Genomic DNA, 21,137 nt, shown 5'->3' with positions numbered 1-21,137 from the left:
ATGGCAGAGGAAAAGAAAGGCTTTTTTAAAAGACTTGTCAGTGGCCTGACAAAAACAAGAGACAACATTGTGGCAGGATTCGATTCTCTTTTCACCGGCTATTCAACAATAGATGATGATTTTTATGAGGAACTGGAAGAAATCCTGATCATGGGTGACATTGGAATCAATGCCACCACAGCCATTCTGGACAAATTAAAAGACCAGGTGGAAATCCGAAATATCAGGGATCCCAAGGAGTGCAAGCAGCTTCTTATTGATACCATCAAGGAGCAGATGACGGTAGACAGCACAGAGTACGAGTTTGAAAACCGCAAATCCGTTATTCTTGTGATCGGTGTCAATGGTGTTGGAAAAACAACTTCCGTTGGAAAACTTGCCGGCAAGCTGAAAGACCAGGGCAAAAAGGTTATTCTTGGTGCTGCGGATACTTTCCGTGCAGCAGCAGGGGAACAGCTGACCCAGTGGGCGAACCGGGCAGGAGTGGAGATCATTGGCGGTCAGGATGGAGCAGACCCGGCATCAGTTGTCTATGATGCAGTGGCAGCAGCCAAGGCCCGCAATGCAGACGTTCTGATCTGTGATACCGCAGGAAGACTTCATAATAAGAAGAATCTTATGGAAGAGCTTCGCAAGATTTACCGCATTCTGGAGAAGGAATATCCGGAAGCGTATCTGGAAACTCTGGTGGTTCTGGATGGAACGACAGGACAGAACGCACTTGTGCAGGCAAGACAGTTTGCAGAGGTGGCAAATGTAACCGGTATCATTCTTACCAAGCTTGATGGTACAGCCAAGGGTGGTATTGCGGTGGCAATCCAGTCTGAGCTTGATATTCCGGTGAAATATATCGGCGTTGGTGAGAGCATTGACGATTTACAGAAATTCGATGCAAATTCTTTTGTGGATGCGTTGTTTGACATTCATCCGGATGAAAACTAACCCCACAGACTACAGGAGGAAAAATAAAAATGCTTACATTAGAGAGTTTTGAAGAAGCGGCAGAAATAGTTAAGCAGGTAACCCAGGAGACCAAGTTGGTGAAGAGCAGTTATTTCTCTGAACTCACTGGAAACAAGGTTTTCTTCAAACCAGAGAACATGCAGAGAACAGGTGCATATAAGGTGCGTGGAGCTTATTATAAGATCAGTACTCTTTCCGACGAGGAGAGGGGCAAAGGCCTGATCACAGCTTCCGCTGGAAATCATGCACAGGGTGTGGCATATGCGGCACACAAATACGGTGTGAAGGCCGTGATCGTAATGCCGACCACTACACCGCTTATTAAAGTAGAGCGTACAAAAGGGTATGGCGCAGAGGTTATTCTTCATGGTGATGTTTATGATGAGGCCTGTGCATATGCTCTGGAGCTTGCTGAAGAAAAGGGCTATACCTTTATTCATCCTTTTGATGATCCTGCAGTTGCTACCGGCCAGGGAACCATTGCTATGGAGATCATTCAGGAGCTTCCTCTTGTAGATTATATTCTGGTGCCAATCGGTGGAGGCGGACTTGCAACAGGTGTATCCACACTTGCCAAGCTTCTTAATCCTCATATTAAAGTAATCGGTGTAGAGCCAGCAGGTGCAGCCTGTATGAAGGCTTCTCTTGAGAAAGGGGAGGTTGTTACACTGCCCCATGTAAATACCATTGCAGATGGTACTGCAGTTCAGACTCCGGGCTCTCATATTTTCCCATATATCCAGGAGAATCTGGATGAAATCATCACGGTTGAGGATGATGAGCTGATCGTTGCATTCCTGGATATGGTAGAGAATCACAAGATGATCGTTGAGAATTCAGGACTTCTGACAGTGGCTGCGCTTCGTCATCTTGATTTCAAGAATAAAAAGGTTGTGTCCATTTTAAGTGGTGGAAATATGGATGTGATTACCATGTCTTCTGTAGTACAGCATGGCTTGATCCAGCGTGACAGAATCTTTACCGTATCTGTTCTTATCCCGGATAAGCCTGGTGAACTGGTACGTGTGGCTTCTATTATTGCAGAGAATCAGGGAAATGTTATCAAGCTGGATCATAACCAGTTTGTAAGCACAAACCGTAATGCAGCTGTAGAACTGAAGATCACTCTGGAGGCGTTTGGTACAGACCATAAGAATCAGATCGTGAAAGCGCTGGAGACTGCCGGATGCAGACCGAAAGTAATTCGCGCAAGTCTGTAATTGAAAAATAGAAGCATTTCCCCTCCTTGCAGTTAATAACTGAAGCAACATCACAAATGGTATGAATAAAGTTAGTTACTGTGAACGGAGTGAACAGCAACTAAAGTTAGTCTATGTGCTTTGGGCGTTTTGCATATTCATGTAAAAAATGGGGAGTGTTTGCTGAAATGATTATAAATAAGTACAACTGTGTTGGTTAAAAAAAGGATCGGCATGGCGGTGAATATAAGGAGTAGCAAACTATGAAAAAAGTAATTTTAACAGGAGACCGCCCTACAGGCCGTCTTCATGTGGGACATTATGTAGGCTCTTTATCTGAGCGTGTAAAGCTTCAGAATTCTGGAAATTATGACGAGATTTATATTATGATCGCGGATGCCCAGGCGCTTACTGATAACGCAGAGCACCCGGAGAAGGTTCGTCAGAATATTATCCAGGTAGCACTTGATTATCTGGCTTGCGGGATTGATCCGGAGAAATCCACAATTTTCATCCAGTCTATGGTTCCGGAGCTTACAGAGCTTACTTTCTATTATATGAATCTGGTTACAGTAGCCCGTGTTCAGCGTAACCCTACTGTGAAATCTGAGATCCAGATGCGTAATTTCGAAGCCAGCATTCCGGTTGGATTCTTCTGCTATCCTATCAGCCAGGCAGCAGATATCACGGCTTTCCGTGCAACAGCAGTTCCGGTTGGAGAGGATCAGCTTCCTATGCTGGAGCAGTGCAAAGAGATCGTACACAAGTTTAACACAGTATATGGTGAGACACTTACAGAGCCGGAGATCGTACTTCCTTCCAACAAGGCGTGCCTGCGTCTGCCAGGTATTGATGGTAAGGCAAAAATGAGTAAATCTCTTGGAAACTGCATTTATCTTTCTGATGAGGCAGATGAGGTTAAGAAGAAGGTTATGTCCATGTTCACGGATCCGAATCATCTTCGTGTTCAGGATCCGGGAAATGTTGATGGTAACCCGGTATTTATTTATCTGGATGCTTTCTGCAAACCAGAATACTTCCCGGAATTTCTTCCGGATTATCAGAACCTGGACGAGCTGAAAGACCATTATAAGAGAGGCGGACTTGGAGATGTTAAGGTTAAAAAGTTCCTGAACAACGTTCTCCAGGCTGAGCTTGGCCCGATCCGCGAGCGCCGTAAAATGTGGGAACAGCGTATTCCGGATGTTTATGACATTTTAAGAGAGGGCAGTAAGGTGGCTGAGGCAAAGGCAGCTGAGACTCTGAAGGATGTAAAGGCTTCTATGAGAATTAATTATTTTGATGATGATAGTTTGATTCAGTAAAATATGTGGATTTTAAGTGTCAGTAAAATATGTGAATTTTAAGTTGACATTTCGTTGGTTATGGCATATCCTAATAGTAGCTAAGGATTAGAGCAATAGTCCATCGAAAGCAAACGAAAACCCCGGAGGTGTGCGAGACTTCCGGGGTTTTCTATTCCGTTTATGTAGGTGGCTTATGCCTTAGGCTGTTATGCTGCCTATTTGTCTTTTCTGTCCAGCCATTTGTAAATGCAGTAGCTAATTACATTTACTGCGACAGGGACAAGGATTAGAGCAATAATATTATCCATCGAATTCACCTCCTTTCTGCTGGAGGCTCGGCAGCTTTTATAGTATAACATAAGGGCAGACAATTAGAAATAGCGTATAATAAATTTGGACATATAAAAAATATTGCATGTAAAGAAAAAATACTTGACACACACTACAAAATACGGTATGATACCCAAGGTGATAACGAATGGAAAAGTTTGTGGAACGTACTTTGCTCTATGATTTTTACGGAGAGCTTCTTACGAAGAGACAGCAGCAGATCTACGAGAGTGTAGTTCTGGAGGATTATTCTTTAAGTGAGGTTGCAGAGGAACTGAATATCAGCCGTCAGGGCGTACATGATATGATCAGACGCTGTGACAAGGCACTGGAAGGATATGAAGAGAAGCTGCATCTGGTGGAGAAGTTTGTGAATATCCGGGGACAGGTACAGAAGATACATGAGCTTGCATCCGGATATCACGCTGATGATATTGAGGCAATATCCAATGTGATTTTAGAGGAGTTATAATTCATGGCATTTGAAAGCTTAACAGATAAACTTCAGAATGTATTTAAGAAGCTGAGAAGCAAAGGCCGTCTGACCGAAGAGGATGTTAAGATTGCTCTTAAAGAAGTTAAGATGGCACTCCTTGAAGCAGACGTTAACTTCAGAGTCGTGAAACAGTTCACGAAATCTGTACAGGAACGTGCAGTTGGACAGGACGTTATGAACGGACTGAACCCAGGCCAGATGGTCATCAAGATTGTAAACGAAGAGCTGGTTAATCTTATGGGAAGCGAGACTACAGAGCTTCCGATCAAGCCTGGCAATGATCTGACTGTCATTATGATGGCAGGTCTTCAGGGAGCCGGTAAGACTACTACCGCAGCCAAGCTTGCAGGTAAGATCAAGTCGAAAGGTAAGAAACCTCTTCTGGTAGCCTGTGACGTTTACAGACCCGCAGCGATCACTCAGCTGCAGGTAAACGGTGAGAAACAAGGCGTGGAAGTCTTTACCATGGGTGATAAGCAGAGCCCGGTAGACATAGCCAAGGCGGCTGTTGCACATGCCAAGGCGAATCAGCAGAATGTAGTGATCATTGATACAGCAGGTCGTCTTCATGTCGATGAGGATATGATGCAGGAGCTTGCTGATATTAAGGCTAATATTGAGGTAGATGCTACAGTCCTTGTAGTAGATGCCATGACCGGACAGGATGCAGTCAATGTAGCCCAGACTTTTGCAGAGAAGGTTGGAATCGATGGAGTGATCCTGACCAAGATGGATGGTGATACCCGTGGTGGTGCAGCCCTTTCCATCAAGTCCGTAACCGGTAAACCAATCCTGTATGTAGGTATGGGAGAGAAGTTATCCGATCTGGAACAGTTTTATCCGGAGAGAATGGCATCCCGTATCCTTGGTATGGGAGATGTAATGAGCCTGATCGAGAAGGCAGAAGCAGCCGTAGATCAGGAAGCAGCCCAGGAGATGTCCAAGAAGCTGAAGAAGATGGATTTTGATTTCAATGACTATCTTACCAGCCTTGAACAGATGAATAAGATGGGCGGAATCTCCAGTATCCTGAATATGCTCCCAGGTGTGGGAAGCAAGATGAAAGATGTGGAGAGCATGATTGATGAGAAAGCAATGGACAGAACCAAGTCCATTATTCTTTCCATGACTCCACAGGAGCGTTCTAATCCGGGAATCCTGAACCTTTCCCGCAAGAACAGAATTGCCAGAGGCGCAGGTGTGGAGGTTGCAGAAGTCAATCGCCTTGTGAAACAGTTTGAGCAGAGCAAGAAGATGATGAAGCAGATGCCGGGTCTCATGGGCGGCGGCAAAATGGGTGGTAAAAGAGGCGGCTTCAAGCTTCCTTTTTAACATAAAATAATTAAATTAACTAATAAAGAGAAAGTAAATTGGAGGAAAATTAAAATGGCAGTTAAGATCAGATTAAGAAGAATGGGACAGAAGAAAGCACCTTACTATAGAATCGTTGTTGCAGATTCCCGCAGCAAACGTGATGGAAGATGTATCGAAGAGATCGGAACATATGATCCAAACCAGGAGCCAAGTGTATGCAAGGTTGACGAAGAAGCAGCTAAGAAATGGCTTGCAAACGGTGCTCAGCCTACAGAAGTTGTTGCTAAGATCCTCAAACAGGCCGGAATCGAGAAATAATTTAAGGAGTATCTTAGAGGTTGCCAGAATGGTTCAGACTGCACAGTATTTCCTGTGAAAGTCGTGAACTGTAACCGGCAATTTTCAGGGGGTATTTCTGTAACGTCCAGATGAGGGCATTTTTTGAATATGCTCCGGGGCGGGATCAGGGAGGTGTGTAATGAAAGAATTAGTAGAAGTAATTGCAAAATCTCTTGTTGAAAATCCGGACGAAGTAGTCGTTACCGAAACAGAAAAGGATGACGCTGTTGTTATCGAACTGAAGGTAGGACCATCTGATATGGGTAAGGTGATCGGACGTCAGGGCAGAATCGCCAAGGCCATCCGTACCGTAGTAAAAGCGGCTTCTTCCAAAAGCAGCAAAAAAGTGATTGTAGATATTCTGCAATGATAAGCAAGATATATGGATGCAGGAGCTGTGGAGACATGGCTCCTGTTTTTACTTATGAAAGTCCTGGACGGCAGACATATTCGTTTTTTGTAGAGGAGTTTTGAATGGAAGATTTATTAAAGGTTGGAGTAATTACCACCACTCATGGCGTGCGGGGAGAAGTAAAAGTATTCCCTACCACAGATCCGGAGCGTTTCCTGGATCTTGAATACGTGATTCTGGATGCTGGCAGAGAGATGAAAAAGCTGGAAATCCGTAACGTGAAATTTTTTAAGAATCTTGTGATCCTGAAATTTGACGGGATTGATAATATAAATGATATTGAAATGTACAAAGGCAGAGACCTGTGGGTTCCCAGAGAAGAAGCCCAGGAACTGGATGAAGATGAATATTACATCGGCGACCTGATTGGCATGGAAGTGGTTCTGGAGGACAACACCCATTTCGGAACCCTGAAAGATGTTATGGAAACAGGAGCCAATGATGTTTACGTAGTAGAGCTTCCAGATCATCAGGAAGTACTTCTCCCGGCAATCAAGGAATGCATCCTTGACGTTGATCTGGAGGAGAATGTGATGACGGTACATTTGATGAAAGGACTTTTGTAAATGAATTTCCATGTTTTGACCCTTTTTCCAGAAATGATCCGGAATGGAATGAACACCAGCATTACAGGACGTGCCATTAATGCAGGAATCCTTTCTGTGGAGGCCATAAATATCCGCGACTATGCTTTTAACAAGCACCAGAAAGTAGATGATTATACTTACGGCGGCGGTGCTGGAATGCTGATGCAGGCAGAACCGGTTTACCTGGCTTATGAAGCGATTGCCGAGAAAGCCGGGAAGCGCCCCCGTGTGGTTTATCTCACCCCGCAGGGACAGGTGTTTAATCAGCAGATGGCAAGAGACATGGCGAAAGAGGAAGACCTGGTTTTCCTTTGCGGTCACTATGAGGGAATTGATGAGCGTGTTCTGGAAGAAATTGTGACGGATTATGTGTCTATCGGAGACTATGTGCTTACAGGCGGCGAGCTTCCGGCCATGGTTATGATGGACTCTATTTCCCGCATGGTTCCAGGCGTGCTCAGCAATCAGGAGTCTGGCGAGACCGAGTCCTTTGCAGGAAACCTTCTGGAATATCCCCAGTACAGCCGCCCGGAAGAGTGGCATGGTAAAAAGGTTCCGGAGGTTCTTATGTCCGGTCATCATGCAAATATAGAGAAGTGGCGCAGAGAGCAGTCTATCATTCGTACAGCCAGAAGGCGCCCGGATCTGCTGAAAAAGGCAGATCTCACCAACAAAGAATGGAATTTTGTGCGGCAGCTGAAAAAGCAGTGGAAAGAGGAGGAATCCAAAGATGAGAACATCTGATTTTTACTATGAGCTCCCTCAGGAGCTGATCGCCCAGGATCCGCTGGAGGACAGAAGTTCTTCCAGACTTATGCATCTTTCTATGGCAGATGGCAGTATTGAGCATCGCCATTTCAGGGATATACTGGACTATCTGAATGAAGGTGATACTTTGGTTATCAATGATACCAAGGTTATTCCGGCAAGGCTTTACGGTCACAAGGAAGAGACTGGCGCAGTGATCGAAATCCTTCTTCTGAAAAGAAGAGAGAACGATATCTGGGAATGCCTGGTAAAGCCTGGCAAAAAGGCTCGTCCAGGTGCCAAAATCACATTTGGTGATGGCATTTTAGAGGGCGAGATCATCGACGTGGTGGACGAAGGCAACCGTCTAATCCAGTTCCATTATGAAGGCATTTTTGAGGAGATTTTGGACCAGCTGGGAGAGATGCCGCTGCCGCCATATATCACTCATAAATTAAAGGATAAGAATCGCTACCAGACTGTTTATGCAAAGAATGAGGGTTCCGCAGCAGCTCCTACAGCAGGTCTGCATTTCACCAAAGAACTTCTGGAACAGGTGAAAGCCAAGGGCGTAAATATTGCCCATGTAACGCTTCACGTAGGTCTTGGAACTTTCCGTCCGGTTAAAGTAGATGATGTAGAACAGCATCACATGCATTCTGAATTTTACATTGTGGAAGAAGACCAGGCGAAGCTGATCAACGATACCAAGAAAAATGGCGGACGTGTGATCGCAGTTGGAACTACCAGCTGCCGTACACTGGAGTCTGCAACTGGTGAGGATGGTGTTCTGAAGTCTGGAAGCGGCTGGACAGAGATTTTTATTTATCCAGGCTATAAATTTAAGATGATCGACGGTCTGATCACCAACTTCCATCTGCCGGAATCCACACTGGTTATGCTGGTGTCTGCACTGGCTGGAAAAGAGAATATTCTGCATGCCTATGAGGTTGCAGTGCAGGAGAAGTATCGGTTCTTTTCATTTGGGGATGCGATGCTGATATTATAATCAAAAAATACCCCCGGAGCTTTCGCTCTGGGGGTGCTGAATAACATATTTTTTCTATCCGATCCAGGAACTTCTTTCCTGGATTTTTTCCATAATTCTGGTCTTTTCATCCCCTTCAGCAGGTGTTGGCTGGTAATTGTTATAGCCGTAAGCGGAGGAGATGGAACATGGGATGATATTTGTTACATTATCTGCTTTTACGCCGTCGTTTGAGATGGTAAAGGTCTGCTGGAAAATCATACTGTCCATGTCACTTGGGGCGCTGTTTCCGCCGAAGCAGAAGTTTCCAAGGCTGTATACAATATTCTTTCCTTTATATTCTTCAATTCCCTGAAGTACATGAGGATGATGCCCACACACCAGATCAGCACCAAGGTCAATGGCAAGATGTCCAAGTGTGGTCTGATTGGAGTCTGGAACGGTTTCTTTTTCGTTTCCCCAGTGGAAGATAACGATGATCAGTTCTGCGCCATCTTCTTTTACCTTGGCAATGTTGTCTTTCAGCTGCTGTTCACGCTCTAGATGATCGTATAACTCATAGATTCCAACAAGACCTACTTTTACCCCTTTTATATCCATTACAGCCGTCTCATCATAGCCGAAATGAACAATTCCCTGGCATCCAGGGCATCCATGGTATCCTGAAAGCTCTGCTCGCCGTAATCATGGCTGTGGTTGTTAGCTGTGTTCACTGCTTCCACAGAACTGCTGGAGTAAATTCCTGCAAAAGATGCGGGTGCTTTGAATGCGAAGGTTTTATCCTCGCGGCTGCTGCTGTCTGTGAAGGTTCCTTCATTGTTGGCGATAGTCAGGTCATCTGCTTCAAAAATGCTCTTTACATTCTGTAAAAAGTATTCTTTTCCATAATTTTCAAAATATGCATTCAGGCTGGTACTGTAATCGAAGGCTTCATCTGTACCAAGGGTACAGTCTCCCACAACGCTTATAGTAAGGGTGACTGGGGTGTCGTGCTTCGATTTTGTTGAAACAGTATCGCTGCTTTCGGAATCAGAAGATGAATCTGAGCTGTCACTGGAAGATTCTGCAGTCTGCTTAGCTCCATCGGCAAATAAAGAATCGTTCTTTTCGCTGTCAGAAGAAAGAGCAGAACCAGTTGTATTTTCGTCGGTTGCGTTGTTTATATTCGAAGAGTTTACACTCTTTGTCTTTCCTGCACATCCCCGGACGATCAGGAGCAGTACCACCAGCAGCAGGACACCACCTGCGGTCATACAGATCTGCCGGATTTTTTTCTGGCGCCGGCGGTAATATTTGGATTTTTTGTATAAATTCTTTTTCTTTTGCATACGTCTGTCCTCATATGGCTTTTGTATATGATGTCGCCGACAGGCGACGTGTTTGTTCCGTATAAACATTGAGGCAAAAATCCATAGGTCATGTTTTGAGTGAATAGCCCTGTGAACTTTTGCCTTTGATTTACATTACAATAATATTTATCTGAAGAATTTATCGTAATAACCCATTACGAAAATCAACAGTACAATAAGCGGCAGTACATAGGTAAGATATGGACGTGCCCACTTCGGGAATTTAATGCCGTTTCCTGTATCCGCTTCTTTGATGAAATTGTCCCATCCCCATCCGTAGCGGGTTACGCAGAACAGCAGGTAAACTAGGCTTCCAAGCGGAAGCAGGTTATTGGAGATGATGAAGTCCTCCAGATCCTGGATGGTGCTTCCTGCGCCCAGTGGCTGAAATCCGCTCCATACGTTGAAACCAAGTACGCATGGCATGGATAAAACAAAGATTGCAATTCCGTTTACCAGAACTGCCTTCTTACGGCTCCAGCCCCACAGATCCATGGCAAAGCTTAAGATATTCTCAAATACTGCAATGACGGTGGAGAGAGCTGCGAATGTCATAAAGATAAAGAACAGTGCACCCCAGAAACGACCGCCCATCATCTGGTTAAACATGTTCGGCAGTGTTACGAATACAAGTCCAACACCCTGTGTAGGGCTTACATTGTAAGCAAAGCATGCCGGGAAAATAATAAGTCCGGCCATTAGTGCCACGAAAGTATCCAGAATACCAATCTGGATGGATTCGCCCATAAGGCTGCGGTCTTTGTCGATATAACTTCCAAAGATTGCCATTGCGCCGATCCCAAGGCTCAAGGTGAAGAATGCCTGTCCCATAGCGGCATAAATACCGGAAAGCAGTCCGTTCTCTTTCAGACGGCCAAAATCCGGGAGAAGATAGAACTTAATACCCTCGATGGCACCTGGAAGCGTACAGCTCTTAACGCAAAGAACTACCATAATAGTAAGAAGACATACCATCATAACCTTTGTGATACGTTCAACACCTTTCTGCAGTCCCATGCAGCAGGTACCAAAACCGAATGCAGTTACGATTACCATCCAGAAGGTCATTTCTCCAGGATTGGAGAGCATGGTGTTAAATACGTTTCCTACCGCTTCTGTATCAAGACCTGTGAAGGTGCCGCTTGCTATTTTAAAGAAGTAAGCCAGCATCCAGCCGCCTACAGTGGTGTAAAACATCATCAGCATATAGTTGCCAAGCATGGCTCCATAGCTGTAAAGGTGCCATTTGGTGCCCTTTGGCTCAAGGAGATGGAAGCTTCTGGCAGCGGACTTGCGGCTTGCGCGTCCGACAGCAAATTCCATAACCATAATAGGCAGTCCAAGAATTACAAGGAACAGAAGATAGATCAGTACAAATGCTGCGCCGCCGTACTGTCCTGTTATATAAGGGAAGCGCCATACATTGCCGATTCCAATGGCGCAGCCGGCTGAAATGAGAATAAATCCAAGCCGGGATGAAAACTTTTCACGTTCTTTCATGTTGATTTCCTTCCTTTTTTCTATGTATGAATTCTGTGAAAAAGTATGGGACAAAAGTCTTTTTTACAGAAGAGCACACCTTTTAACAGTATAAGAATAAAATGGGTTTTCGTCAATAAATATCTTGAAAAAGAAGGGGGAAATGCTAAAATATATAGGATGTACTTAAGGAGTGCCTGAGAGCCAGCTGTTTCGCGCCTATGGCGCTCCCGCAGCTGCCGACCGCATTCGTAATCCGGGCCATCGCCCTACTTACTCATACGGTCTAGCCCGTTCGATATCCAAGAGTTCGCTCGTGCAAGCATGGCTCATTTTTGGCTACCGTACGGGATTTTCATAATAAAATAGTAAATAAGAAGGGAAAACGACATGTTATATATAGGAAATCATACTTCATCATCTAAAGGCTACGCAGCCATGGGACGCCAGATTGTAAAAAATGGCGGCAACACGTTTGCATTTTTTACCAGAAATCCAAGAGGAGGGAATGCCAAAGCTATTGACCCTGCAGATGTGGCGAAGTTTCAGGAGATTGCCAGGGAGCATGAATCGGCAAAATCGTGGCGCATGCGCCTTATACCTTAAATGCCTGCGCGGCCAAAGAAAATCTGCGGGATTTTGCCAGAAATACTTTTTCGGATGATCTGAAACGCATGGAAGCCACACCAGGAAATTATTATAATTTCCATCCAGGCAGCCATGTGGGACAGGGAATAGAGGTTGGAATTCAGAAGATTGCAGAAGTGCTGAATGCAGTTCTTACTGAAGAACAGACCACTACAGTTCTTCTTGAAACCATGGCTGGAAAAGGCTCTGAGGTGGGAAGCCATTTCCAGGAGCTTCGTGCCATCATGGACCTTGTAGAAAAACGCGATAAACTTGGAATCTGCCTGGATACCTGCCATGTGTGGGATGGTGGCTACGATATTGTAAACGACCTGGACGGTGTCTTAACTGAATTTGACCGCATCATCGGTCTCGACCACTTAAAAGCCATCCACCTAAACGACAGCCTCAACCCTCTTGGCAGTCACAAAGACCGCCACGCCAGAATCGGGGAAGGCCAGATTGGTCTTGATGCCCTTGTCCGTGTCATCCGGCACCCGGCATTGGAGGGAAAGCCTTTTATTCTGGAAACGCCTAATGATGATGAGGGTTGGACAAGAGAAATTGCACTTCTTAGGGAAAGATATTCAGAATAAATTGCTATTTAGTGTGTTGAAAGTTGTTCAAGGCGGACGCACTCGGACAATGGTGATTGCTCACTCGCCGGCGCAACGCTCCAGCGAACTAACTGCTAACTGCGACTAAATCGTTCAGGAGAGCCTTCACGATTAAGTCTCCGTAAGCAGTGGATTTCGCCTACGCTAAAACCGCGCCTGAAATGGCTCGCTGGAGCAATCACCATTGCCCGAATGCTGTGTACTGGCTAGGACTTATTTGTACATAGGAACTTTCAACAGGTGGGGAGGGTGAGTGACTGGCTTCCATATACTATATCGGAAACGAAAGTTTATGGAAATCTTGCCGGAAATTAGCGGCTTTTACAATTTCTATGAAGTATTTGCACATTTTCAGGGCTGTTTTGCAAACAAAGAACTTGACATATTATTATATGTGTCTTCGATACCTCATTTAGATGGTTGGTACTTCGCAGCTTTATTGTTTTTATCTAATCCATCATTGCCAAGAAAGTATCAGAAAACCAATCACTCCCCCTCTTCCTCGTTAAAAGTTCCTAAATAGAATCAGTCCCAGCCGACACACAGCATTTGGGCAATGTGTATTACTCCAGCGAGCCATTTCAGGCGCGTTCTTAGCGCAGATGAAATCCAGCGCTTACGGAGACTTATGCGTGAGGGCTCTCCCGAACGCATTAGTCGCAGTTAGCGATTAGTTCATCGGAGCGTTGCGCCGGCGAGTGAGTAATACACATTGTCCAAATGTGTCCCTCCTGAAAACTTTTCACCCTCCCAACACACTAAATAGCAAAACGGTGTTTCAATACCTATGCATTGAAACACCGTATTTTCTATAGTGATTTATGAATTATGAGAGAACCTCGTTCTTCAGCTCATCTCCATTGATATAAGCCTGCGCATTTTCCATAGTTGTCTCTGCAATGTTAGTGAGCGCTTCTTCTGTAAAGAATCCCTGATGGGAGGTCATGGTTACGTTCGGGAAGGAGAGAAGCCTCTGGATCAAGGAAGTCTGCATGATGCTCTCAGACAGATCTTCGAATACGTAATCAGATTCCTCCTCATAAACATCCAGACCAACTGCGAAGAACTTGTGGTCACGGATACCGGAAATCAGATCCTCCGTCTTGATAAGACCGCCACGGGAAGTGTTTACAAGGATAACTCCGTCCTTCATCTGGGCAATTGTCTTTTCGTTGATAATATGTTTGGTTTCGTCAGTAAGCGGGCAGTGCAGGCTGATCAGATCACTGGTAGCCAGCAACTCATCAAGAGAAACGTATTCCAGGAAGTCAAGATTCTTGTTTGGGAAAAGATCATATGCAATGACCCGCATTCCAAATCCCTTGCAGATTCTTGCCATAGCCTGACCAATTTTACCAGTACCGATAATACCAGCTGTTTTCTTGTAAAGGTTCACGCCCATAAGACCGCTTAAAGTAAAGTTGTTCTCACGGCATTTGATGTAAGCCTTGTGAGTGTGACGGTTAGCTGTAAGCGCCAGCGCCATTGCGTGCTCTGCAACAGCCTCGGGAGAGTAACCTGGTACACGCAGAACTTTCATGCCATATTTGTGGGCTGTCTTAAGATCCACGTTATTGTAACCAGCGCAGCGCATAAGGATCAGTTTTACACCCTGCTGATGTAATTCTTCAATAACAGGAGCGCCAAGGTCTGCATTTACAAAAGCACAGATTGCTTCATAACCTTTTGCAAGAGAAGCGGTCTCCTCATGGATATTTGCTTCAATAAATTTAATCTTAATATCTGGAAATTCAGGTAAAAGTTTTTCAAAAAACTGCTCGTCATAATTTTTGGTTCCGTAAAATAAAATTTTCATTATTTCTGGCTCCTTTCTTGTGGCAGCCGCTCTTTTGTCTGGGCTGTTCACCTTCGCTTTGTTTGTTTTAGTGTTTCTCAACTTACAGTGGGATTATACGTTATTTTTTTGAAGAAAAAAAGAGGAAAACGGAAAGTTTTTTAACTTCGTCGAAATCGTTAAAAAAATATCAATATAGAAATGAGATTAAAACGAATTTTAAAATTGCACAGAAATTAATACATGGTAAAATGTGCAATATGTATATTTCAAAAGAAAATACAAGCATATAATCTGGCAAAATATGACAGTTACACTAAACTAACATTGACTATTATTTAACATAAAATAATAGGAATGCACATCTAAAAAGGCAAAAAAACAGGAACCTAAATGGAAAAATGGTTATTGCTCACTCCGTTCACAGTAACGAAAAATGTTCTCATTTAAGTTCCTGAGGTTTAGATTATTCCCCTAACCTATACAGATCCTCATAAAATTCCGGATAAGAAATCTTCACACAGTCCCCCCCCTTAATAGAGAGCGGTCCATCACAGAGCAGTCCGGCAACAGCGAAGGACATAGCCACTCTGTGATCCAGGTAAGAGTCAATCTCTGCCCCATGCAGTGGTTTTCCCCCATGAATGATCATGCCGTCATCTGTAGGTGTAATGTCCGCACCCATGCGGGAAAGATTCTCTGCCATAACCAGAATACGGTCTGATTCTTTTACTTTAAGTTCTTTTGCATCCTTGATCACAGTAGTTCCCTCTGCGAAAGCCGCCATAACTGCAATCATCGGAATCTCATCAATAAGCGTCGGGATAATTTCTCCGCCAACAGTTGTACCATGAAGAGAACTGGCGCGGACAAGAAGGTCAGCAGTAGGTTCTCCATCCATATTAACATTTAGCAGGGTAATGTCTGCGCCCATGTCCTTACACACACGGAGCAGTCCGTCTCTTGTGGGATTGATTCCCACATTCTTCAGAAGAATCTCACTGCCTGGCACCAGAAGTCCGGCAGCGATGAAATAAGCAGCAGAAGAAATATCCCCAGGTACTGTAATTTCTCTGGCAAAAAGAGATGGTTCCGGAGCAATGGAAGCGGTAGTTCCCTCAGAAGTTACCTGAGCTCCAAAATAGTTTAACATGATTTCTGTATGGTTCCTGGAAAGAACCGGTTCGGTGACGCTGGTAATTCCGTCAGAATACATTCCTGCAAGAAGTACACAGGATTTTACCTGAGCAGAAGCAACTGGGGAATCATAGTGAATGGCCTTCAGAGGATGACCTGTGATCCGAAGGGGAACACAGTTATTTCCCTTTATGCTTGCAATATCAGCGCCCATGGAAAGGAGAGGCGTCATGATCCGTTTCATGGGACGGCTCTGGATAGAGTCATCGCCGGTAAGCTCCGATACAAAATTTTGTCCTGCAAGAATACCGGAAATCAAGCGGGTAGTTGTGCCACTGTTTCCGACATCCAGAATATCAACAGGGGCAGATAATCCGTGGAGTCCTTTTCCATGAACCAGGATTTCTCCGCTGTTATTCTCAATATCAATGCCCATTTTGCGGAAACAGGAGATGGTGGAAAGGCAGTCAGCTCCTTCCAGAAAATGGGTGATCTTTGTGGTTCCTTTGGCAAGGGAACCGAACATGACGGCACGGTGGGAGATGGATTTGTCGCCTGGGACTGTAAGTTCTCCGTGGAGATTTGTAAGTTTTTTTATTTCCATAATAATCGTTCCTTAAATATAAAGTTTAATACAGCAAAAACGGGTATCGGCTATATTACTTATAAAGAATTAGACGAGTCAATATGGCGGTTACTTCGTATTTGCTGTATTGATACAGAGTTTGTCTGAAAAATTAATTGTGATGTATCCAATAAACAACTGCCGGTGCGCTGGTTATCGCTCATAAACAATATAATTGCGCTTTTTCAAAAGTGCAATGGCCCGTTCCATAGCGTCTTCTTCATAAAATTCGATTTTCAGAACGCCCTGCTCGAATTCGCGGTTGTGGATGATGCCGATGTTTTTAATGCTGATCTTGTCCATGGCAAGGATGGTGGCAATGGTAGCGATTCCGCCGGCCTCATCTGCAATATCCAGATAAAGCACATAAGCCTTGCGGATAGGACCATTATCCACAACATCAATGGAATCACGGTAATCCCTGGAGCTTGCAAACATCTGATAAATAGCATCTGCCTCCTTCCCATCTGTAGCACAGTTGTCTACAGAACAGCGGATCTGGATCAGCATGCGGATGTAGTCGTCCAGAACATTGGAAATGTTCTCATGGTTTCCATGCAGATCTGCTGCCACATAACGGGAGAGGAGGAGGCAATCCTTGTAATATCGCGGAAACCGCCTGCTGCGATGGTCTTCATATATTCGGCATCGTTGTCCAGAGTTTTTACCAGATTTACAAGGGCGGAAGCAATAATATGGGGCAGATGGCTTACACCTGCTGTAATAAAATCATGTTCTTCAGCTGTAAGCACCATAGGGATAGCACCAAGAGAACTGATCAGCTCTGTAAAATCTGAAATATATTCCAGTCCCACTTCCCCGCCCGGAGTAAGAATATAGTATGCATTTTCCAGAATGCGCTCGTTGGAATGGTCAAAACCGGTTTTCTCAGAACCGGCCATAGGGTGACCGCCGATAAAGCAGTCTGTCATTCCCAGCTCCTCCACTTTCTGATGGATGATTCCCTTTACACTTCCCACATCTGTGATAATGCAGCCTGGCTGGCGGATCTCTTTCAGATATGCAAGGCACTCCAGGTTGATCTCTACCGGAGCACATAAAAATACATAATCACAGGATCCAAAGCGTGGATCCTTCATTTCCTCACAGACACCATCTATAATGCCGGTGCTGATGGCGGAGGCAAGTGCTTCCTTACTGCGGTTATAGGCCAGAATGTGGTAATCCGGATGGTACTTCCGGATGGCCTTGGCGATAGAGCCGCCAATCAGACCGAGACCGATAAAACCGATTGTCTTCATAATATAATGTCGTTTCCTTTCCTTCGTTAAAGTGAAAAATTATCTTATGATATTGTACGAGATTCCTCGCAAATTGTCAATTCCTACAGAAATGACAAAATAATCTAAACTTTTTTGAAAAAAGACCGTCAAAATCCCAGAAAATACTTGAAATTCTTCTGAATATTTAGTAAAATATGAACATATTAGACAAACAGGGAGGTATTACATATGGACGTTTTTAGAACTGACCGAATCAGAAATGTAGTGCTGTTAGGACACGGCGGTGCTGGAAAGACAACTCTGGCAGAAGCAATGGCATATCTTGCCGGCTTGACCAACCGTTTAGGCCGTGTAGAAGATGGCAATACAGTCAGTGATTATGATAAAGAAGAAATCAAACGACATTTCTCTATCACTACATCTCTGATTCCGGTCCCGTGGCAGAAGAACAAGGTAAACATTCTGGACACTCCCGGATATTTTGACTTCGTAGGAGAAGTTGAGGAAGCTGTCAGCGCTGCAGACGCAGCAATCATCGTAGTATCAGGTAAGGCAGGGGTACAGGTTGGTACCCAGAAGGCATGGAATCTCTGCGAGAAGTATAAACTTCCGCGAATGATTTTCGTTACCGATATGGACGTGGACGATGTAAGTTACCGTAAGGTAGTAGATCAGCTTACCGAGCTTTATGGCAAGAAGATTGCCCCGCTGCATTTCCCGATCCGTGAGGATGGCAAGTTCGTGGGATATGTTAACGTTGTGAAGCAGGCCGGAAGAAAATATATCGACAAGGGACAGAAGGAAGAGTGCGAGATTCCTTCTTATCTGGATGAGTATCTTGAGAAGTATCATGATATCCTGATGGAATCTGTAGCAGAGACCAGCGAGGAATTCATGGATCGTTATTTTGAGGGAGACGAGTTCTCCGTTACAGAAGTTTCCGCAGCACTTGCCGCCAATGTACAGGATGCAAGCATTGTTCCGGTATGCATGGGATCCCCGATCAATCTTCGCGGCGTATCCAACCTTCTGGACGACATCTGCGGATATTTCCCAAGCCCGGACAAACGTTCCTGCAACGGTATTTCCCAGAAGACCAACGAGATTTTTGAAGCAAATTACGATTTCGCCAAAGCAAAATCAGCATATGTATGGAAATCCATCGTGGATCCATTCCTTGGCAAGTATTCCCTGATCAAGGTTTGCTCCGGTGTTATCAAATCTGATGATACCCTTCTCAATGTTGAGAAAGGCACAGAAGAGCGCTTGAACAAATTATATGTTCTTCAGGGTTCCAAGCCTATCGAAGTTCCAGAGCTCCATGCAGGTGATATCGGTGCAATTGCCAAATTAGTCAGTGTTCAGACTGGTGACAGCCTTGCCACCAAGGCGAATCCGGTTCTTTATCCGAAAGCAATTCTTTCCACACCTTATACCTATAAGAGATTTAAGGCTGTGAACAAGGGCGATGAGGATAAGATTTCCCAGGCTCTTGCCAAGATCATGAGCGAAGACAGGACTGTTCGTGTTGAGAACGATGGTGCTAACCGTCAGAGTCTGATCTATGGTATGGGCGATCAGCATCTTGATGTTATTGTCAGCATGCTGAAAGAGCGTTATAAAGTTGATGTAGAGCTTTCCAAACCGAAGGTTCCATTCCGTGAGACCATCCGCAAGAATTCTGACGTAGAAGGCAAACATAAGAAACAGTCCGGCGGACATGGACAGTATGGACATGTTAAGATGCGTTTTGAGCCGTCTGGCGATATGGAGACTCCATACGTATTTGAGCAGGTTGTTGTTGGTGGTGCAGTTCCGAAGAACTACTTCCCGGCAGTCGAGAAGGGCCTTCAGGAATGTGTTCAGAAAGGACCTCTTGCAGCATATCCGGTAGTTGGTGTAAAGGCTACTCTTTATGATGGATCTTATCATCCGGTAGATTCCTCAGAGATGGCGTTTAAGATGGCTACCATCCTTGCATTCAAGAAAGGCTTCATGGATGCTTCTCCGGTACTGTTAGAGCCAATCGTTTCCATGAAGGTTACAGTTCCGGATAAATATACAGGTGACGTTATGGGCGATCTGAATAAGCGCCGCGGCCGTGTTCTTGGAATGAATCCGGATCATAACGGAAATACCATTATTGAAGCTGACGTTCCTCTTCTTGAGATTTATGGATATTCCACAGATCTTCGTTCCATGACTGGTGGAAGTGGTGACTTCTCCTACGAGTTTGCCCGCTATGAGCAGGCTCCTGGTGATATCCAGCAGAAAGAGATCGAAGCAAGGGCAAGTAAGGTTGACGCTGCTGATGAATAAGTAGTATAATGAGACGGAGAATTTCTTGAAGAAGCTCTCCGTCTTTTATGATGGAAGTTCATATGAGGAAAGAAGGAGGAATATTATGAACAGAAAAGGAATCAAAAAGATTATGCTGTTTTTACTTGCTTTTATGCTTGTATTTCCGGTTTATTCATTTGGAAAAGCAGAGGCGGTTCAGGCAGCAGCATTAAAAGCACCGAAGCTTTCCAAGGTGGTACGTGTAAACAAAAGTGTTAAAATTACCTGGAAAAAGAGTAAAGGCGCTTCCGGCTACTATGTTATGCGTAAGACAGAAAACAGTTCCTGGAAAAAAATCAAAACTGTGAAAGGCGGTTCCAAAACATCTTACACAGATAAAAAAGTGAAGAGTGGAACTACATACTACTACACAGTAAAAGCCTACAAAGGAAAGAAAGTAAGTTCCTATAACAAAAAAGGACTGAAAATTGTTTATGAGGTGCCAACCACAACGAAACCGGATACTGCCGGCGGAAATACCACGGCAACAGGTTCCACTGTTGCAAATACAGCTTCCGAATATACCATTGAAACGGATATGGTACTTTCTGGTTCCGGTTCCGGTTACCATGCGAAGCTGGTTGCCTGCACGGCGACCTCTGCAGTAAGCTTTGGTATCCAGTATGACAAGCATGCAAGAGCTCCCTATACAGGTAAGGCGTGGTTCATGATCGAGAATGTAGCCCACAATGGTGCAGGCGGTCAGAACTATATCTGGGTTCAGAAAGCGGCCAGAGATAAGACTTACCATGTAATGCTGACTGTGAAAAAAGACGGAACCTGCAATTGCTATATCAATGGCAAACTTGTCAAAACAGTTAAAAACAGCAGCCTTGCAAACACAACTGTCTATCTTCGCGTAGAGGGTTCTGCAAGATTAAACGGAGATTCTGTAAATGCCACATTCAGCAATATTGAATTGAAGGCTGACGGCAAATATTATGCAGATAAGATCTGGGGTACACATGATTTCACAACCAATAAGGGAATCAAGGCAGATGCTTCCGGATATGCAGCTTCCAAGAGAGTGACGATCAAAGGAAAAGTAAAAGGACTGGCAAGTGGTCAGGACTGGGATAGTGCATACGAGCAGGTATCCGGAATCATTCAGTTTGTGAACTGATAGAATGAGATATAGTAGAATGACAAATTATTCTAAACGGACATGCTGCTGCAAATGACATCACTATATATGAAATAAAAACAGCATTCAGACAGAATTATGAAGAAGTATATTCTGTC

19 protein-coding genes and 1 pseudogene are annotated in these 21,137 nt (G+C 44.5%); 13 read left to right on the top strand and 7 right to left on the bottom strand.

The window, feature by feature from the left end; genetic code table 11:
• The 10 genes from ftsY (at position 1) to queA (ending at position 8,703) form a co-directional block, all read left to right on the top strand.
• Positions 1-942 carry a signal recognition particle-docking protein FtsY gene (ftsY, locus tag DW904_RS07305; RefSeq protein WP_118578863.1) on the top strand — a complete coding sequence of 314 codons (942 nt, stop codon included), beginning with the start codon at positions 1-3 and terminating at the stop codon, positions 940-942.
• A 29-nt stretch (positions 943-971) separates the two neighbouring features.
• On the top strand, positions 972-2,183 hold the full coding sequence (gene ilvA / locus DW904_RS07300; RefSeq protein WP_118578861.1) for a threonine ammonia-lyase: 1,212 nt from the start codon (positions 972-974) through the stop codon (positions 2,181-2,183).
• 242 nt (positions 2,184-2,425) lie between these two features.
• Entirely contained in the window at positions 2,426-3,487 is a 1,062-nt protein-coding gene (gene trpS / locus DW904_RS07295; RefSeq protein WP_118578859.1) for a tryptophan--tRNA ligase, read from the top strand.
• A gap of 460 nt (positions 3,488-3,947) precedes the next feature.
• The gene (ylxM, locus tag DW904_RS07290) at positions 3,948-4,271 is read left to right on the top strand and encodes a YlxM family DNA-binding protein (RefSeq protein WP_118578857.1); all 324 of its coding nucleotides are present in this window, start codon (positions 3,948-3,950) and stop codon (positions 4,269-4,271) included.
• Positions 4,272-4,274: 3 nt separating this feature from the next.
• Positions 4,275-5,627, top strand: a complete 1,353-nt coding sequence (gene ffh, locus DW904_RS07285; RefSeq protein ID WP_118578855.1) for a signal recognition particle protein — start codon at positions 4,275-4,277, stop codon at positions 5,625-5,627.
• 54 nt (positions 5,628-5,681) lie between these two features.
• The gene (gene rpsP, locus DW904_RS07280) at positions 5,682-5,927 is read left to right on the top strand and encodes a 30S ribosomal protein S16 (protein WP_117852013.1); all 246 of its coding nucleotides are present in this window, start codon (positions 5,682-5,684) and stop codon (positions 5,925-5,927) included.
• A gap of 160 nt (positions 5,928-6,087) precedes the next feature.
• Positions 6,088-6,318 (top strand): KH domain-containing protein, encoded by a 231-nt coding sequence (locus DW904_RS07275; RefSeq protein WP_021926512.1) that lies wholly within the window; start codon positions 6,088-6,090, stop codon positions 6,316-6,318.
• Between the two features lie 104 nt (positions 6,319-6,422).
• Positions 6,423-6,926: a ribosome maturation factor RimM gene (gene rimM / locus DW904_RS07270; RefSeq protein ID WP_118578853.1), complete on the top strand. Its 504-nt coding sequence runs from the start codon at positions 6,423-6,425 to the stop codon at positions 6,924-6,926.
• On the top strand, positions 6,927-7,691 hold the full coding sequence (trmD, locus tag DW904_RS07265) for a tRNA (guanosine(37)-N1)-methyltransferase TrmD (RefSeq protein ID WP_118578851.1): 765 nt from the start codon (positions 6,927-6,929) through the stop codon (positions 7,689-7,691).
• Positions 7,678-8,703: a tRNA preQ1(34) S-adenosylmethionine ribosyltransferase-isomerase QueA gene (gene queA / locus DW904_RS07260; RefSeq protein WP_118578849.1), complete on the top strand. Its 1,026-nt coding sequence runs from the start codon at positions 7,678-7,680 to the stop codon at positions 8,701-8,703. The genes trmD and queA overlap by 14 nt, the downstream gene beginning before the upstream one ends.
• A gap of 54 nt (positions 8,704-8,757) precedes the next feature.
• On the opposite strand, the gene DW904_RS25165 is transcribed toward queA, so the two are convergent.
• The 3 genes from DW904_RS25165 to DW904_RS07250 all read right to left on the bottom strand — a co-directional run bounded on the left by DW904_RS25165 (position 8,758) and on the right by DW904_RS07250 (position 11,531).
• Positions 8,758-9,282, bottom strand: coding sequence for a CapA family protein (locus tag DW904_RS25165; RefSeq protein WP_347562050.1), 525 nt, complete (start codon positions 9,280-9,282; stop codon positions 8,758-8,760).
• On the bottom strand, positions 9,282-10,010 hold the full coding sequence (locus DW904_RS25160; RefSeq protein WP_347562049.1) for a CapA family protein: 729 nt from the start codon (positions 10,008-10,010) through the stop codon (positions 9,282-9,284). The genes DW904_RS25165 and DW904_RS25160 overlap by 1 nt, the downstream gene beginning before the upstream one ends.
• A 147-nt stretch (positions 10,011-10,157) precedes the next feature.
• Positions 10,158-11,531, bottom strand: a complete 1,374-nt coding sequence (locus tag DW904_RS07250; protein WP_118578847.1) for a sodium-dependent transporter — start codon at positions 11,529-11,531, stop codon at positions 10,158-10,160.
• 369 nt (positions 11,532-11,900) lie between these two features.
• On the opposite strand from DW904_RS07250, the pseudogene DW904_RS07245 reads away from it, so the two are divergent.
• Positions 11,901-12,733, top strand: a pseudogene (locus tag DW904_RS07245) (deoxyribonuclease IV).
• Between the two features lie 847 nt (positions 12,734-13,580).
• Here DW904_RS07245 and DW904_RS07240 read toward each other — a convergent pair.
• The 4 genes from DW904_RS07240 to DW904_RS07230 form a co-directional block, all read right to left on the bottom strand.
• The gene (locus DW904_RS07240) at positions 13,581-14,570 is read right to left on the bottom strand and encodes a 2-hydroxyacid dehydrogenase (RefSeq protein ID WP_118578845.1); all 990 of its coding nucleotides are present in this window, start codon (positions 14,568-14,570) and stop codon (positions 13,581-13,583) included.
• 445 nt (positions 14,571-15,015) lie between these two features.
• Positions 15,016-16,290 (bottom strand): 3-phosphoshikimate 1-carboxyvinyltransferase, encoded by a 1,275-nt coding sequence (aroA, locus tag DW904_RS07235; RefSeq protein ID WP_118578843.1) that lies wholly within the window; start codon positions 16,288-16,290, stop codon positions 15,016-15,018.
• A 174-nt stretch (positions 16,291-16,464) separates the two neighbouring features.
• Positions 16,465-16,821, bottom strand: a complete 357-nt coding sequence (locus tag DW904_RS25155) for a hypothetical protein (protein WP_347562048.1) — start codon at positions 16,819-16,821, stop codon at positions 16,465-16,467.
• Positions 16,815-17,573 (bottom strand): prephenate dehydrogenase/arogenate dehydrogenase family protein, encoded by a 759-nt coding sequence (locus DW904_RS07230; RefSeq protein WP_347562047.1) that lies wholly within the window; start codon positions 17,571-17,573, stop codon positions 16,815-16,817. The genes DW904_RS25155 and DW904_RS07230 overlap by 7 nt, the downstream gene beginning before the upstream one ends.
• A gap of 210 nt (positions 17,574-17,783) precedes the next feature.
• On the opposite strand from DW904_RS07230, the gene DW904_RS07225 reads away from it, so the two are divergent.
• Complete coding sequence (locus DW904_RS07225; protein WP_118578841.1) at positions 17,784-19,874, top strand: elongation factor G; 2,091 nt, start codon at positions 17,784-17,786, stop codon at positions 19,872-19,874.
• 85 nt (positions 19,875-19,959) lie between these two features.
• Positions 19,960-21,018, top strand: a complete 1,059-nt coding sequence (locus tag DW904_RS07220) for a hypothetical protein (protein WP_118578839.1) — start codon at positions 19,960-19,962, stop codon at positions 21,016-21,018.
• Positions 21,019-21,137: the final 119 nt, after the last annotated feature.

The sequence above is a fragment of the Ruminococcus sp. AM42-11 genome, from assembly GCF_003480145.1.
Classification (GTDB): domain Bacteria; phylum Bacillota; class Clostridia; order Lachnospirales; family Lachnospiraceae; genus Blautia_A; species Blautia_A faecis.
The sequence above is the reverse complement of the archived record's forward strand: the minus strand, read 5'-3'. Positions and strand labels throughout refer to the sequence as shown.